We start from the raw sequence: 16,257 nt of genomic DNA on the forward strand, positions 1-16,257 counted from the left end.
GTTGGCGTGATAATATTTTATCATGTCAAATCAAGTTATCGTTGCCATTGTTGGAGGAGGCCCCGCCGGCCTCTTCTGTGCTTATGAATTATTAAATTCTGGAATAGAGGTTCACCTATATGAACAAACCGGTGGTGTTGGTAAGAAGTTCTTAGTTGCAGGAAATAGTGGTCTCAATCTAACTCATAGTGAAGAGCTAGATAAGTTTGCAAAAAAATATTTTAAAGATGAAGAGCGTTTTACTTCTTTATTAAAAGACTTTAGTGCAAGTGATCTCGTTTCATGGGCAAATTCCCTTGGTACGGAAACATTTGTCGGAACAAGTGGGAGAGTATTTCCAAAGAAAATGAAGGCCGCAGATATCTTACATCAATGGATGAATACACTAAAGTCACATGAAAACTTTCATCTGCATCTAAAGCACTCCCTTACAAATATTACGCCAGATGGTGATCTGATTTTTAAGCATGATCATAGCGATAAGGCCCAGAAAGCTGACTATTACATACTTGCAATGGGTGGTGGTAGTTGGACTAAGACCGGAAGTGATGGATTATGGATGGATTATATTGAGGCCCTCGGGGTAACAACCGCTCCTTTAAAGGCCATGAATTGTGGATTTGAAATTGATTGGTCAAAACACTTTCAAGAAAAAGTTGATCGTGGATTTGTTAAGAATATTGTTGTCTTTAATGAAACTCAAAGTGCAAGAGGAGAGATTATGCTCACTCCTTATGGTGTTGAAGGTGGTGCTGTTTATGCAATCTCAAATGGACTTCGTGATGAATTAGAAAAGACTCAAAGCGCTTATCTTCATATCGACTTTAAACCAGATTTAAGAATAGAAGAGGTCATAGAAAAGCTTTCAAAAAGAAGTAAGGACTCTCTAACTAATCGACTAAGAAAGCAATTAGGCTTAGATAAGATTGCTACTTCCTTACTTTATGAGGTTCTCGATCGCTCAAGGGCCCAAGAAAATATTGAGTACTTGGCCATGACGATAAAGGATTGTCCGATTGAAGTAAGAAGAACGAGACCAATCGAAGAGGCCATTTCCACTTCTGGCGGTGTCTGCTTTGAAACTTTAAATGATGATTTGTCTGCTATTAAAAATAACCAGTATTACTTTGTTGGAGAGATGCTAGACTTTGAAGCACCAACAGGTGGCTATCTCTTACAAGGCTGTTTTTCGACGGCATATAGGGCCGTAAAATCAATAAAGAAGAAAGAAGGTATCGATGTTTAAACTACACGAAGTTTTAAAAAAAGACTTAATTGAAATAGATGATATGAAGCTTTCAAAAGTTATGCTCTTGCCGGATACGGAAAATCCGTGGGCCGTTATTATTCCAAAACGTGAGGGGATTCGTGAAATTCATGAGCTCTCGTGGGAAGATCAAGTGACTTTACTAGAGGAGATTAATGAGGTTAGTCGCTTTCTTACAGATAAGTATGGCCCTCAAAAATTAAATATTGGGGCCCTTGGTAACATGGTTCCCCAGCTTCATGTGCATATAATCTGTCGTTATGAAAATGATCGTTCTTGGCCAGGTGCAATATGGGGAACGAAGGCAAATAAAGAAACCTATAAAATCAGTGACTTAGAGAATACGTTTAGAGCACATTTTGAAGCATCGCGTTTGTCTAAGTGACAAGGATCAGCAAAATAAATTTTTTTTCCTTTTTTCTTAGGAATTATGGGAACACTGAGGTAAAATCTCTTTAACGAAAAAAAATTTTTTACGAGGTTAATTAAATGAGTACAGGTAAAGTTAAATTCTACAATTCAGCTAAAGGTTTTGGATTTATCACAAAAGATGACGGTGGAGATCTTTTCTTCCACATTTCTTCAGTTCAAGGTGGAGAGCCAAATGACGGTGATAGCGTAGAATACGAATTAGGTGAAGGTCCTAAAGGTCCATGTGCCGTAAATGTAAAAGTAGTTCAAGGTTAATTTTAAATTATATATTTGAGTACTTAAAAAAGAAGGCCCACATTTTGTGGGCCTTTCTTTTTGTTATTGATTTAACTTGATTCCACTGTCTGAAATAGTAATCTTCTTGTCTTTATAAAGCATTCCAATCGTTCTTTTAAAGGTCTTCTTACTCATATTAAGGAAGTTCTTAATATCTTCCGGAGAACTCTTATCATTTAAAAATGAGGAACCACCATTTCTTTCTAAGAAGTCGATAATAATATCTTTTGAATCCACAAGATTCTTTACACCTTGTTCTTGGAGGGCGACATCAACAAGTCCATCCTCACGAAGCTTTTTTACAAATGCTTTATAGTATTTTCCACAAGAGACACGTTGAAAGATTTCATTCTTGTAAATCATACCAATGAATTTCTTGTTTACGATAACTCTAAAACCTAATTCACTTTCTTTAGCGAGATATACGTCAACTTCATCGCCTACTGTAATATCGAAATCAGAAGACTCAATATACTTTCCAAGTTTTGTTGTTCCAAAGATACGGCCTGTTCCATCTTCTTTACAGATACGAACAATATGGGATTCAAATTTTCTAACTTTGATTTTCTGTTCATTACCTGGAACGAGAAGGTCTTTGGATGTTCCCCAGTCAAAGAAGGCCCCAAAGTCTTGGATTTCTATGGCATCGAGTAGGGCATATTCACCAACAACTGCAACTGGAAGCTCAGTCGTTGCAACTAATTCCCCTTGTGTATCAGGATAAACAAAGGCCTTAACCTTTGAACCAACTTCAATCTTTAAGGGTGCGAAATTCTCTGGAAGAAATACTTCCTGAATATTTTCTTCATCGATTAAACTATAGCCGTTATGAAGTTTTTTTAGGACTTTTAGAGTATTGTTTTTTCCTATATGGAGCATCTGTTTTTGCCTTTTTCTTAAATGGTGTTTTTGCTGCTGGTTTCGCCTGAGCTTTATATGCTTGAGCTTTGGCCTCTCTCTCTTCGCGTGTTCCGCGGTTCTTGATGATTAGACCGTTTAGAAACTTTCTTAGAACTTGATCTCCACACTCTTTGTAATTTGGGTGATCATCTTTGCGAAATAATGCTGATAGCTCAGTCTTTGTCATTTCAAAATCAACAAGTTTTAAGATCTCGATAATTTCAAAGTCTTTTAGAGAAAGGGCAATACGAAGTTTTTTTAAGATATCGTTATTCGTCATTATTTCTTTCCTAAGTGTTCGAATAATTCATTGAGACCGCGACGGCGACGAGCTTTCTTCTTTTCAATAATGATCTCTTGAGCTTCTTCTTTTTCCACTTTAGCTTTCGTTTCTTTCTTGCGTTTCTTCTGCTCTTCGAAATTATCTTTGGCAATAGAGACTTTTACAGTTCTACCATCAAGCATCGAACCATCAAGTCCATCGACTGCTTTTTGTGCCATTTGTTCATTTTGCATTTTGATAAAAGCGATACCCTTGCTCTTTTGAGTTCCAGGGATTGTTAGAAGGTTTACATCTTGAACGCGTCCATAGCGTGAGAAGATACCTTTAAGTTGCTCAGAAGTGATCTTGTAATTGAGATTACCTATGTAAACAGTTTTCATTTCTTACCTTGATTTTAACAATATTAATGCTGCAACTTAGCACTAAATGCTTAAGAAATGGGAAAAAATGCCAGAATCAGGTAATTTATTTGCGCTATTTTAGAAAGAATCCCAGATAAATTGGGCGACCTCTCCTAAGTGGTGCTCTTTTTTATGTCCTAAGCAAAATGTGACAGGAACTTTTGATTCGAGGTGCTTTAAATGGATGAGCTGGCCTTTCTTCAGCTCTTTTTCAATTAACGAGCAGGGAAGTCTTCCCCAACCAAATCCATTGAGAATAATCTCTTTCTTAGACGGCGTATCTGTCACCCTCCACTTGAGTGATTCTTCAATAACGCCAATACTTGTGGAGTCATCTGGAATAGTACTTCGTTGAATGATCTGTGGAAATTGTGCCAAGCTTTTAAAGTTTTGCTGTTTTTTTGGAAGGTCTAGAAATGGATGACCCTTGGCCACCACAAGATACATATCAACTTTACCAACAACTTTATAATCAAAGTTCTTTATACTAGAGAGATCTTCGAAAATTGCTAGATCGACCCTGTCGTTTAGAAGCATTTTTTCACCACTAAGTACTTCTCTTTCAAGAATAATTTCTGTGGAAGGGTAGCGGGCCATGGCATTTTTGATAATCGGATATAATCTATCTAGGCCATAAATTCCTGAGACTGAAATTGATAATCTCGTCTCAACATTTGATGAGATTTGTTGAGTTTTGTGAATGAGTTCATCATACTGTTTTGTGAGTTTTAGTGCCTCGCTTAAAAACTCTTGTCCCTTGGCAGTGATCGTTGGCCTATATGATGAACGGTCAACTAGCTCAAATCCCACTTGTTCCTCGAGATTGTTAATTGAGTAAATTACCGCTGACTTTGCCTTTGAAAGCTCTGAGGCAGCCTTTGTAAAACTTCCTGCTTTTTCTAAGGCCTGAAGACATTTTATTTGTTCAATTGTTATCCACATCATGGTCGAATTATAGCACAAGATGTCGCTAATAATGATCTTTATTTTCCTCTGTATTTTGTTAAGATATTTTAAAAATAATTTCATAATTCAAACGGAGGAATATTATGAGTAAATTTATGGTTTTCGCCCTTGCGGTATTTACTGTATTTGCAACTAACGCAGAAAAAATTGATACTTCAAAATCAACAGTTTTCTGGCAAGGTACTAAGGTAACAGGTCGTCACTTCGGTACAGTTAAGATTAAGTCTGGTGATGTTAAGCTTGAGAAAGGTCAACTTGTATCAGGTAAGGTTGTTGTTGATATGAACTCTTTTACTGCAACAGACCTTCAAGGTGAGTGGTTAGATAAATTAAATGCACACCTAAAAAATGAAGACTTCTTTCATGTAACTAAGTACCCAACAGCTACTCTTGATATTAAAAAAGTTGAAGGCTTTACTGTAACAGCTGACCTTACAATTTTAGGAAAGACTAAAGAAGTTAAGTTCCTGGCCGCTCAAAAAGGTAAGAACTTCGTTGGTTCTCTAGAGTTTAATCGTACAGATTTTGGTCTTAAGTATGGATCTGCTTCATTCTTTAAGAGCCTTGGTGATAAAGCGATTGATGATAAAGTTAGTTTAGCATTTGATGTTGTTGTAAAATAAGCTTTCTTAGACTCCAATAAAAAAGGCCGCTTCATGCGGCCTTTTGTTTTTATGTTAATTTCTTATCTAAGTATCTTTGGGTAACAACTGCTCCAATTATATCTCCTTCAACGTTTACGGCCGTTCTAAAAGTATCCAGAGGCCTTTCAATTACCAGAAGAATACCAATTGCTTCCAGCGGAATCCCCGCGGCCAAAAGCACCATCTGCATCCCTGACATTGAACCTGACGGCATTCCTGGGGCACCTACTGAAGAGAGCATGGCCATAAAGAAGATGGAAAACATGGCAACTCCTGAAAGCTCGACTCCATAAAGGTTTGCTAAGAAGATCGCTGCAATCCCTTCAAACAGGGCCGTCCCATCCATATTCATTGTGGCACCTAGTGGAAAAACAAACCCACTAACACCTTTTGAAACGCCTAATTCCTCTTCACAAGTTTGCATTGTTACAGGGAGAGTTGCAGAACTCGACGCTGTTGAGAGAGCAAGAAGTAAAGGCCTTGCAGTCTTCTTAAATAATTTTACAGGGTTTAGTCCACCAAAGAACCAAGCAATTGATGGCAGAACTAGAAGTCCATGAACCATTGTTGCACCGAAAACTAAAAGGGCAAATGAGAGAAGCTCTGAAAAGATATCTCCTGATACTTTGACTTTAAAATCAAAAACGATGGCAAAAATACCTATTGGACTCAGATTAATGATCCAGTGAAGGACCCGGTTAATGACGATATTGAGATCCTTAACAATTTGATAAAGAGGACTCGAGGTATGATGAACAATAAGTAAAGATAAGCCTAGAAGTAGTGCTGCAGTCACAATTCCAAGAATATTATTATTTGCTAGGGCATGGAATGGATTGACAAGTGCTGTAGTAAAAACATTCTTAATAACAAGTGGAATTGAGTTTGAGCCTTCAGCAATAAACTTTGCAGGTTTTTGCTGCTGAATTGAATCTTTCGTCTTTATCGTTACCCCAGAGTCTTTCCATGGGTGGATAAAGAAGACTGCTGTTAATCCAATAATAATTGCAATGATTGTCGTTGAGATATAGTAAGTAATTGTCACCATTCCCATGGACTTAAGTTTTGTGATCTCACCAATACTAATGATCCCACCAATTAGGGAGAAGAAGATCATTGGTGCAATCATCATCTTAAGAGAGCTGATGAAGACATCTTTAATCATGACGATTATTTGATAAATATCTGGTGGGTTTTTTGACGTTGCCCAAAGTGGATCACCAAAGATTGATCCTAAAATATATCCAAGTACACCTGCGACGAGTACCCAGAAGCTTAAGTTTTTGACTACTTTACTCATTTATTATCCTTTCTGAAAGTACATGAATGATTATTTTAATCCTTAATTAGAATTAAAAAAAGGTTTATAATACTTCTTATGAAAGAAAGATGCGCATGGTTAAAGTTGTCCAATAAACAATATGTCGATTATCACGATAAAGAGTGGGGAAGACCTGTTCACGACGATAGAACTCTCTTTGAATTCCTCATTTTAGAAGGCGCACAGGCCGGCCTAAGCTGGGAAACTGTTCTTAACAAAAGAGATCATTATCGTAAGGTTTTCTATAACTTTGACGTAAAGAAAGTTTCTAAGATCACTCCTGCCAAGATTGAAAAGATCTTGTTAGATCCAGGAATTATTAGAAATCGCCTAAAAGTTGAGTCAACGGTATCGAATGCTAAATATTTTCTCGAAGTTCAAAAAGAATTTGGAAGCTTTGATAAGTATATTTGGTCATTCACCAATGGAAAGACAATTTATAATACCTTTGCAAGTCTAAAAGATTATCCTTCTAAGACTGAGTTAAGTGATAAAATTTCAAAAGATTTGAAAAAGAGGGGATTCCGCTTTGTGGGAAGTACGATTATCTATGCTTTCTTGCAGGCCTGTGGAATTGTTCAGGATCATGGCCAAAATTGTTACCTACATGGAAAGAAACTTAGAAAACTTAAAGTTTAATAGATCGTTCCTCTAATATAACCTTGTCCCATAAGGTCGTTTAGGCCAATGATATTGACCATCGTGCGTTGTAGCTTTGGTCCAAGCTTTGATCTTCTAAGACTTTCAACTAGTAGAATTGCCTTATCTTTTGTTAACTCATTAGAGCGTAGTCTATCGAGTATACGATAGATCTTTTTTGCTAGTTTTAGATTCTCTAACTGCTTAAGTTTTTTCTTTTCTCTTTGAGAAAGGCGATTTGTTTGTCCATTATGGGAGTCTTCGTAAACATAGTTACTTCTTTCAAATTGTCGTCTCTTTCCTTCATCAATCCAAATTAGTGAGTTTGTATAATCAAAGGCAAGAGCTATGGACTCCCATAGGTCAAAGTCTTCTGAATGAATAAGCTTTGAAATCGCCTTTGTTGAAAATATCAATGAAGAGTAAATTTGAACCTTGCCGTATTTCTTCTTTCTATCAAAATCGATTCTCATGCCATTGTCGAGGTATCTTTCATAGAGAAGATCGGCCTCTTTATTTAGCTCTTTTCCTGTTGCGATTTCATCAACGTAAGAATAACTAAGCTCCATACTGAAGCTTGAAGTAGCATCAACGTTGGTTGGGATTATTGCTTTAACTTCAAAGCTGCGTTTTTCAGCTCCGGAAAATCCTTTGTGATCAGTAATCTTCTTATGCTCAACGATGTCGTAATTGTAGGCATCTCCATTATTAAATGTAGTCGTGTACTTTCCATCTTCTTTTATGTAGCGTGCACCAGATTTCCAAAGCAATAGATTAAGTCCCCAATTGAACTCACTATTTCTGACATCGCCTTCTTTTTGAATATAAAGATCAACGCTCTTATTTCTAGCTTCTTCAAGATCTTGAAGCTTTGAGAAATCCTGACTAAGAAAACTTATGTAGGCATCAAGTCCTTCTTGGGTACTCAGATCTACTTTATAGACAATTTCGTTAATTTTACGCTCTCTCTTCTTGTAGTTAAATACGATAGGAGAGTAGCCATTAGATCCATTAATTCCAATTGAAATTGGAAGATCGATAACCTCATCTAAGAAAATACTTAGTCCCGAGCCTAGGCCTTTTGATCTTTCACTTAAGTTCTTAATTGTAATCAATGCAATATCATGGGCAGCTTTTTCAATTGTAATATCAAGAGACTTCATGACCTTAAATTTTGCCTTAGGCCCAAAGCGATCTAAAATGGGGATAACGACGTCAAGAAAATCCAACCAGATTAAATTCATACGTGTTGCAAATCCGCTCATAAGAACTGTATTGATCTGCTCACCATCACTCAATTGATTAAGCTTCTCTCTTGTCAGTGGCAGCTCGTTAACCTTCATATGATTCAGGTTTATGGCCTGTTCATAAGAACTAACTGTTGTTACCTTTGAAAACTTTCTCTCTTCAATAGGTGAACCTTGGACAACAGGTAGGATTGTTTTAAAAAGAAAATTAACTCCTATATAGGCCATCTGTTCTAAAACTGGCGCATTTAATGTAATTGAATCCACCACAAGAAATTGTCCGTTAATAGTGGGGTAGATACTTCTTTGAACCTTAGGTCCAGTCCATCCTTTTTGATATATTGTACCGAAGTATTGAAGCTTAAGTTGAGTATCAATCCATTCTTGATTATCTTGAAGCTCTTCGAGGTTATGCCATCTCTTATTTACGAGACTCTCGATATCTCTTAAAACGGCGTGATTTTCCTCGACGACAAAATCAAATGCCCAGGTACTAGTATTAGTACCTAGAGCAATGATTATTGTGAATATTAGAGTGAAAATAGCTTTCAATTAACTTCCTTAAGCTTTGTTATTCTTTAGGTTCTGGTGAAAATACTAATTTATAGTAGTCAATTGGCCAGGCCCTAAGGTCCTTTTGTCCTTCTACTTTGTATGTTACCGCACCACCGTTTAGGTCACCAGTTACAGGCGTAAATGTTACTGGGCCGTCTTGTTTTTTATCAAATAATTTATACATTAACTTACCGGATACCCATCCAATTAGTGCTCCTAGAGTCACATCTGAGAACCAGTGAGCATTCTTATAAACTCGTGCAAAACTTGTTAGTGCTGCTAGTGAATAAGCTGCAATTGGAACAATCTTAGTGTCTTTGAACTCTGTGGCAAAAACTGTCATAACGGACCAAGCTCCTGCTGAGTGTCCCGAAGAAAATGACGTATTATTTCGACCAAAATTTACACCATCAAAGTGGTAAGGCCCTTTTCCTTCACGAGGTCTAGCACGAGAACTTAGTGACTTAAGAAGTTGCGTAGCCAGTTGCCCAATGAGAACGGCACCAACACTTCTAACTGCCGCACGCTTGAATTGGTCATTTTTAAAGACGAGGCCTATGGCCATTGATGCTCCCACTAGTGGAACAAGACCAGCTGCTTCACCGTAATTATTTGTAAAGTCAGTAATCGTTGTTAGTGTGTCATTCTTATTGTCTTGAACAAAATCCATCATTGGCTTATCAAATGCCATCATCACACCGACAACTCCTAGAGTTCTTAGCATCAGCGATTTCTCTGAGTCAGAAAACTCAATAGGCATAAAGATTGAACGGTCGCGGCCTTTCTTATTCTTAATTAACTCTTTTAAGTCAGCGTCACTAAGAAGAGACTTTTTGATCTCACTTACTTCTTGGATTTCCTGATTTAACTGGTCTTCGTCAGCTTTTGTTATTTTAACTTGTGACTTCTTAAGTTCTTTATTAACTCTCTTGATTTCACGACTTTTTACATTCTCACTTTCGCTTATTAAAAGATAAGCGATTTGTGCCATTCTTTCTTTCGCATCTGTTAGCTTCGATTGATGGTCATTATATAACTCAAACAACTCTAAAAGGGACTTTGCCTTTACTCGGCCATCTTCATTAGAGGCGACTTCCTCCATTAAGAGGGCCGCTTGATATTCATAGATATCCTTGTCTTTGGACTTTTTATTAAGCCAAATTTCATATTTAAAATCTGATAGAGTCTTCTCTAATCTCTTAGTTTTTGAATTATTGAGCTTATTTGAGATGTCATTGGCCATTATTGAGCTAGGGTAATTCTTTAAGAAGTCTTCCTGAATCATAATTGCTTCATTGACGATATCATTAGCACTACCATCGGCCTTGACGAAATTTCCAATGGGCATATTCTTTATATCAGTAGGTAAGTTCTGATTGTAGAGATCTGCAAGTTGGTAATGAATCGTCTCTGATTGAGGGTGATTCTTAACAAGCTTCTTTAGTGACAGTGAGAAATTTGCATAGTCATTTAAGAAATTTCCTTTATAGAGCTCGTTGAGTAATTTAATATCAACACCTTGATCAAGGGCAAGCTTCTGATCCTTCACTAGGGCCAATTGATAGCTTCTTGCTGCCTTACAATGCTTTGCAGATCCAGACAGGTCATGTGCATCATTTAATGCTTCTTGAAAATCGACTTCTTCAAGCTTGATGTCCTTTTGAAGTCTTTCACAAACTTCTAGACCCTTTGCTTGGACTCCTAATGAGCCTAGCAAGGCCAAGGCCGTAATAATTTGAGATAATTGATTTATAGTCATATTTAATCTCCTTATAGGTTATAAGCAGGGTCGTATTCCCCGATAATAAAATAGAATGGTTTTGTTATGTCGCCGTCTTTACTAATTAGTGGAATTGTTAGACCTGCCTCAAATGTTTCAGAAACAAAACCAGCATCCATTTTTGCCCTTAGGCCAAGACCTCCGACAAGTCTAAAGTCATCAAGAGCAAATGAGCTATCACCAGGACTAAAAGCATCTAGAAAAAGAACACCACTAAAGACGTCTTTATAAATAGGCATGCTATAGGTTAGATTGGCCGAGACCATTGAGTTTGATCCAAGCTGGCCATCCTTACTGATTGAGCCGTATTCAAAACCTCTAATTGTTCCATTTCCACCTCCCTGGAGACGTTCATAAAATGGTGTCTGCTCAGAAGCGTAGCCCAGTGTAATTCTTCCCGATAGACGGTGTGCAGCTCCGTCTTGGTTACGATAAAGATCTCGTGCGAGCTGTGCGTTCACAATACTTTTAAAGAAGAGGTCTTGTTGGTTAAAAGAGGGGAGTAGATGAATTGAAATCGCTCCATTCGTTCTTAGTCCTTCTTCACTTGATTCTTCAAATTGATAGGCAAATGATCCGATAAGACCACTAACAATATCCTTTGTATCTGAAAGATCAATTTCAGAAGCATATTGTTGTGAAAGACTATTAACAGAGACGTACTCAAGCCTTGTCCCTAAACCAAGCTTGATATTCTTAGTTAGCTGCTTCTCAAAAAGAATTCGAATAGCAGTTTTATTTTCGTTATAGTGAAAGCTTCTTTCAGTATCATGATTGGCCGAGATATTTAGACTAATATTTGTTCCGAAAAGGTGTTGGTCATTATAGACTAGTCCAATACGATTGATCTCTTTTGAAATCATTGTTGTTAAGGCCAGAGAACTCCCTGTCCCAAAAAGGTTGCCATCGCTTAGTGAAACACCAAAACCTGCACCTCCATAAACAGAGCCTAATGAGAATTGAATTGTTTGTGTACTATTCTCCTGAACCTGAATAATGATTTTTCCAGCGTTCTTAGTCATTGGAGTGTAATCAATTTTTACATCTTTGAAATACCCACTCTTATAAAGAGCTAAAATTGATTCATTAATCTTCTTAGTATCAACAACTTGTCCATTATAGATAGAGATCATTTCATAAATTACTTCTGGAGATGTCTTTGTGTTTCCGACAATTTCCATTTTGATTATTTTTTGAGAACTACCTTCTTCAATATTTAAATTAGCACTTCTTTTGGCATGATCGTAGTTCATTGTGATATGAGCAAATACATATCCTTTTTGGCCATAGAGCTCTCTAAGGTTTTGAATTGCTTCTCTCTGTTTTTTTATTGAGAAAGCAGATGGTAGATTGATAGCTAAGGTTTTTAATATCTCGTCGTTTGAAAAGACAGTATTTCCTTTAATCGTTAAATGATCGAGTTTAAGCTGATTGTTTTCTTTTATCGTAAAGTGTAGGTCCGCTTTATTCTTATTAATTTTAAATGATGGAGTTACCTCGATGTTGATAAAGCCTTGCTCCATATAGTGTCTCTTAATCGTCTCTGCATCTTCATAAAATACTTTTTCTATAAAAAGATTCTTGGAAAAGAGGTGACTTTCTTTTGAAGAGATAAGCTCTTTTAATTGTCGCGACGTTATGGAATGATTTCCTACAAAATCGATATTATCAATTTTGATCTCTTTTGATTTTAGATGGATATCAAAGATGATGCTTATTTCATCTTCTCGATTAAGCTTTAAGCTCTTCTTTACTTCTACTAATGCATGACCTTTTAGTTTGTAAAAATCTTCAATCCTGTTTAAGTCTTCAAGCATCTGCTTTGATTTAAAGTAAGCACCTCGGCGAAGCTTTAACTTTTCTCGTAGGTTGTTATCAATTTCATCTTCTAAGTTTTCATTGTCAAAAAGCTTAATAATAATTCTTTTAATAAGTCTCTTTTTTTGCATTTCAAACTTTATTGAGACATGTGTTTCATCAAGAGGGAGTACCTCTAGCTCAACATTCTCATAAAGTTCTTCATGTTCTTTTTTTAGATTCTCGAGATCATTTGTGATTTTTTCAACATCAAGCTTTTCTCCAATTTTTGTTTCAAGCTCATTAATTCCATAAATTAATTTACTTCCTACGTTTTCACCTAGGTCATTGTAAATAGCAAGCTCTTGAATATAGAGCTCAAGCTCGCCTGTAGAATCTTGGCCAAAGGCCAAAGATGTACACACTAGGTAGGTGCCTAGAAGCATCATTAGGAATTTCTTCGAAATACTGAATTTGATCATATGAAGAAATTAACATTATTTAGTCTTTGATTTCGTTATGTTGAAAAATCGTAAAGGGGCGTTGAAAAAGTAGACAATTTATTTTATTGGAGAAGGCACCTGATATCATGATCTTTAGTCGTGATATCAGGTGTTTATGGTATTAGTTATTATTTAAGAACGCCTCTTCTTCTGGGAGGTCTTCTGTCACTAGAAACTTCGACAAAAATGAGAAGATTGCAGGTGTTAAGAATAATGTGATGACTGTTGAGATTGCAAGGCCCCAACCCATCGTTAACATCATCTCAGATAGCATTGAATCGTACCCCGCAAAGCCGTAGGCCGTTGGCAGAACGCCAATAACAGTTGTTAGGGTCGTCAGGATAATCGCTCTAAGTCTCGTTGAAGAGATCTGACCAATTTGCTTGTATAGCTCCTTCTTATCAGTAGTAAACTTTGTGTCTTTGATGAGTTTATCAATGAGGACAATGGAGTCGTTAACGACAACCCCAACCATTCCTAGAGCACCAATAACTGCGAAGAAACCAAAGATCTCCATATTATGGGCCATGAGAATATAGATAACTCCAGAAATACCAATAGGAATAATTGTCATAATAATTAAAGGTGCAGAAAGGGATTTAAACTGTATTGTTAAAATCATATAGATAAGAGCGATAACGAGGAAGCCGGCCATCATAAAATCACCAGTTGATTCTCTTGTCTCTTCAATTTCACCTACAAAGTTAATAATTGATGAAGGATACTTCTTTAAGATATCTGGAAAAACCTCGTTCTCATAATGGTCTGCTACTTCTAGAGGAGTAATGCCTGAGCTCTCTTCAATATCAGAGTATACCATGGTTGTTCGCTTATAATCGACGCGCTCAATATTAGATGGTTTAATCACTTCTTCAATTGTAATAAAGCGTGAAATCGGAACGTATCCACCTTTACCATTATCAATTCTTAGTTGCTTTAGTCTTTCAATATCAACCTTGTAGTTCTTGGCCACGGTAAGCCTAACTTCAACTTCTTCATCCGTACTCTTAAGAGTATAGAGAACTGTTCCTTGGACGAAAGTACGAAGGGAAGTGGTTACATCACTTGGCGTAAGCCCAAATCTTAAAATCTCATTTTGATTAATTTTAAAATTATATTCTTTTGTATTAATTGGCCTTTCAATCTCTACATTTTTTAGAGTCTTGTTATTCTTTTGGTGTTGCGCAAGTAGATCTGCGATCTCTGCTCTGATCTTGTCATCATTTTCTTGAATTTGTATTTCAATCGTTGATCCTGAACCACTTCCCCAGCGAGACTTAAAGAAGCGCACCTGCTCAATATTTGGCAGATCTTTCATTTTGTCTTTAAGAATATCGATAATCTGGTTGGCCGAGAGCTTTCTTTCATCTGCCGGTAGAATTTCAATATTGATATTGGCACGATTGTAATTAACTGCACCACCGCGTCTTGATTGTCCCACATTTGAACGGAAGCCAACGATACTTAGCTCCTTCGTTTGTGAAAGAAGTATATCTTCGATTGGTTTTAGGTACTCATTCATTTCATCTTTTGACGTACCTTTCTTTGTGTAAACACTTAAACTTAGCTCTTTACTTTCTTCTCTTGGGAACATGACAAACTTCAGCTTGGTTTTGAAGAGGTAGCCAGAAAGCGCAGTTGAAGCAATAAAGGCCACGATAATTAGAGCACGGTAGTTTAGGGCCTTTTCTAGAACGCTAGCATAAATACCTTCATATTTTCTAAACCAACTTACTTCATGCTTCTTCTTAGGCTTACGTTGGAAAACGTGCGCCGGAAGAACTGTAAAAGACTCGAGTAAAGAGGCCACAAGCATCATTGTAATAATAAATGGTAAGACATAGACAAACTTTCCAAACCAACCGCCAAAGAAGAGAAGTGGAAGGAAGGCCACACAAGTCGTTGCAATAGCACTTGTGATTGGCATCAAGAGGCTTGCAGCATTTGATGTTACCTTATCCATTAACTCTTTCAGGGTTCCTTTGTGATCCTCTGTGATTCGGCCAATATTTTCTGCGACAATAATGGCATCGTCGACGACAATCCCCATCACAATAATAATTGCTGCAAGAGTCATATTATTAATTGTGTAATCAAAAATAAGCATACAAATCAGGGTAAAACAAAGAGTAAAAGGAATCCCCATACTTACCCAGATTCCCGATTTAAAGTCGAGGAATAGGAAGAGAACAAGCACGATAAGTGCAAATCCTAACAGTCCATTACTTGCGACAATAGCGAGTCTATTCTTAACATCATAGGATTCATCATCTAGAGTTACGATTTTAAGATCATCAAGTTGACCCTTTTTATATTTTTCAATAAAGGCAACAGTGGCCTTATTTGCTTCAAGAATATCAACGTTATGACTCTTCTTTAAGTTCAGCATGATTCCTTCGTGGCCATTGATTTTATAGATGCTATTTGTTTTCTCGAAAGACTTTCTGAAAGTCGCAATCTGATCAAGCGTGACACCTTCTCCTTCATAATTTCCCGTTACAAGGAGGTCCTTAAAGTCGCTCTCATCAATCAGTTCATTGATTGATGTAACCTTTGATTGTTGAGTGTCTTCAAGAACACCAATCGGTGCTCTAATATGACTTTCTCTTAAGCTTGAGACAACTTTATGAATGGAGATTTTATTCTCTTTAATTTTTGTCGGACTTAGAAGAATATGATTTTCTGGATCAAGATAACCACTGCGGTCAACACCAGAGACAGCAGGTAAAGTCTTAACTTGGGTTTCAAAATTTCTAACCAATTGTTGTAGGCGTTCGCGATCCTCTACTGATAAGTCTCTCTTTCCTTCAAGATAGAAACCGATATCAATATATGCTTTTTCAGATGACTTGAATTGGTGAAAGGTTGGTAGTTCGGCTTCGTTGGCCAGATCTGCACGAAGGGCCGCATCCTGAATATCTAAGTACACTTCTCTTGGGTTAGGGTAATTCTCAAGCATAACAACTGTAATTGAGCTTGAACCTGTTGATGAAACAGAGCGAACCTCTTCAATCCCAGCAACATCTTTTAATTCTTCTTCAATTGGCTTAGTGATAAAGAATTCAACATCTTCGGCACTGGCCCCTGGAAAGACTGTCACGATTCTAACATAAGGGGATTCGAAGTCAGGCATTTCTTCTTTTGGAATTTTAGTCCAAGCAAAAATTGCGATCACAAAGACACTGAAGAATAGAACGTTAGAAATTAAAAGATTATCGATAAAGTATTGTATAAATTTTTTCATAT

General features: G+C 36.9%; 14 protein-coding genes. 5 read left to right on the forward strand and 9 right to left on the reverse strand.

Translation table 11 applies throughout. The features are described from left to right. The first annotated feature begins 22 nt into the window (after positions 1-22). The 3 genes from ABMA76_RS03970 (at position 23) to ABMA76_RS03980 (ending at position 1,954) form a co-directional block, all read left to right on the forward strand. Positions 23-1,246, forward strand: coding sequence for a TIGR03862 family flavoprotein (locus ABMA76_RS03970; protein WP_392909229.1), 1,224 nt, complete (start codon positions 23-25; stop codon positions 1,244-1,246). Further along, positions 1,239-1,652: an HIT family protein gene (locus tag ABMA76_RS03975; RefSeq protein ID WP_392909231.1), complete on the forward strand. Its 414-nt coding sequence runs from the start codon at positions 1,239-1,241 to the stop codon at positions 1,650-1,652. The genes ABMA76_RS03970 and ABMA76_RS03975 overlap by 8 nt, the downstream gene beginning before the upstream one ends. A gap of 104 nt (positions 1,653-1,756) precedes the next feature. Continuing rightward, on the forward strand, positions 1,757-1,954 hold the full coding sequence (locus ABMA76_RS03980) for a cold-shock protein (RefSeq protein WP_021267754.1): 198 nt from the start codon (positions 1,757-1,759) through the stop codon (positions 1,952-1,954). Positions 1,955-2,017: 63 nt separating this feature from the next. Here the strand turns inward: ABMA76_RS03980 and ABMA76_RS03985 are convergent, their stop codons facing one another. The 4 genes from ABMA76_RS03985 to ABMA76_RS04000 all read right to left on the reverse strand — a co-directional run bounded on the left by ABMA76_RS03985 (position 2,018) and on the right by ABMA76_RS04000 (position 4,504). Next, positions 2,018-2,854, reverse strand: coding sequence for a S1 RNA-binding domain-containing protein (locus ABMA76_RS03985; RefSeq protein WP_392909233.1), 837 nt, complete (start codon positions 2,852-2,854; stop codon positions 2,018-2,020). Beyond that, complete coding sequence (locus tag ABMA76_RS03990) at positions 2,802-3,155, reverse strand: DUF1456 family protein (RefSeq protein WP_392909235.1); 354 nt, start codon at positions 3,153-3,155, stop codon at positions 2,802-2,804. Before ABMA76_RS03990 ends, ABMA76_RS03985 begins: the two co-directional genes overlap by 53 nt. Beyond that, positions 3,155-3,538: an RNA recognition motif domain-containing protein gene (locus ABMA76_RS03995; RefSeq protein WP_392909237.1), complete on the reverse strand. Its 384-nt coding sequence runs from the start codon at positions 3,536-3,538 to the stop codon at positions 3,155-3,157. Before ABMA76_RS03995 ends, ABMA76_RS03990 begins: the two co-directional genes overlap by 1 nt. A 99-nt stretch (positions 3,539-3,637) precedes the next feature. Then, positions 3,638-4,504 carry a LysR family transcriptional regulator gene (locus ABMA76_RS04000; RefSeq protein ID WP_392909239.1) on the reverse strand — a complete coding sequence of 289 codons (867 nt, stop codon included), beginning with the start codon at positions 4,502-4,504 and terminating at the stop codon, positions 3,638-3,640. A gap of 104 nt (positions 4,505-4,608) precedes the next feature. Here ABMA76_RS04000 and ABMA76_RS04005 point away from each other — a divergent pair, with 104 nt between their 5' ends. Continuing rightward, a complete protein-coding gene (locus ABMA76_RS04005) occupies positions 4,609-5,148 on the forward strand; it encodes a YceI family protein (protein ID WP_392909241.1) in 540 nt (179 codons plus the stop codon). A gap of 49 nt (positions 5,149-5,197) precedes the next feature. Here ABMA76_RS04005 and ABMA76_RS04010 read toward each other — a convergent pair whose 3' ends face one another. After that, positions 5,198-6,469 (reverse strand): dicarboxylate/amino acid:cation symporter, encoded by a 1,272-nt coding sequence (locus ABMA76_RS04010; protein WP_392859848.1) that lies wholly within the window; start codon positions 6,467-6,469, stop codon positions 5,198-5,200. Between the two features lie 78 nt (positions 6,470-6,547). Between ABMA76_RS04010 and ABMA76_RS04015 the strand changes: the two genes are divergently transcribed. Then, positions 6,548-7,129 carry a DNA-3-methyladenine glycosylase I gene (locus ABMA76_RS04015; protein ID WP_392909243.1) on the forward strand — a complete coding sequence of 194 codons (582 nt, stop codon included), beginning with the start codon at positions 6,548-6,550 and terminating at the stop codon, positions 7,127-7,129. Here the strand turns inward: ABMA76_RS04015 and ABMA76_RS04020 are convergent. The 4 genes from ABMA76_RS04020 to ABMA76_RS04035 all read right to left on the reverse strand — a co-directional run bounded on the left by ABMA76_RS04020 (position 7,126) and on the right by ABMA76_RS04035 (position 16,255). Beyond that, the gene (locus ABMA76_RS04020; RefSeq protein WP_392909245.1) at positions 7,126-8,928 is read right to left on the reverse strand and encodes a hypothetical protein; all 1,803 of its coding nucleotides are present in this window, start codon (positions 8,926-8,928) and stop codon (positions 7,126-7,128) included. The genes ABMA76_RS04015 and ABMA76_RS04020 overlap by 4 nt on opposite strands. A gap of 19 nt (positions 8,929-8,947) precedes the next feature. After that, positions 8,948-10,690 carry a phosphatase PAP2 family protein gene (locus ABMA76_RS04025; RefSeq protein ID WP_392909247.1) on the reverse strand — a complete coding sequence of 581 codons (1,743 nt, stop codon included), beginning with the start codon at positions 10,688-10,690 and terminating at the stop codon, positions 8,948-8,950. Between the two features lie 11 nt (positions 10,691-10,701). Then, positions 10,702-12,990 carry an outer membrane protein assembly factor gene (locus ABMA76_RS04030; protein ID WP_393060993.1) on the reverse strand — a complete coding sequence of 763 codons (2,289 nt, stop codon included), beginning with the start codon at positions 12,988-12,990 and terminating at the stop codon, positions 10,702-10,704. A gap of 142 nt (positions 12,991-13,132) precedes the next feature. After that, a complete protein-coding gene (locus ABMA76_RS04035; RefSeq protein WP_392909251.1) occupies positions 13,133-16,255 on the reverse strand; it encodes an efflux RND transporter permease subunit in 3,123 nt (1,040 codons plus the stop codon). Between the last annotated feature and the right edge of the window lie 2 nt (positions 16,256-16,257).

The sequence above is a fragment of the Halobacteriovorax sp. ZH5_bin.2 genome (assembly GCF_043196375.1).
Taxonomy (GTDB): domain Bacteria; phylum Bdellovibrionota; class Bacteriovoracia; order Bacteriovoracales; family Bacteriovoracaceae; genus Halobacteriovorax_A.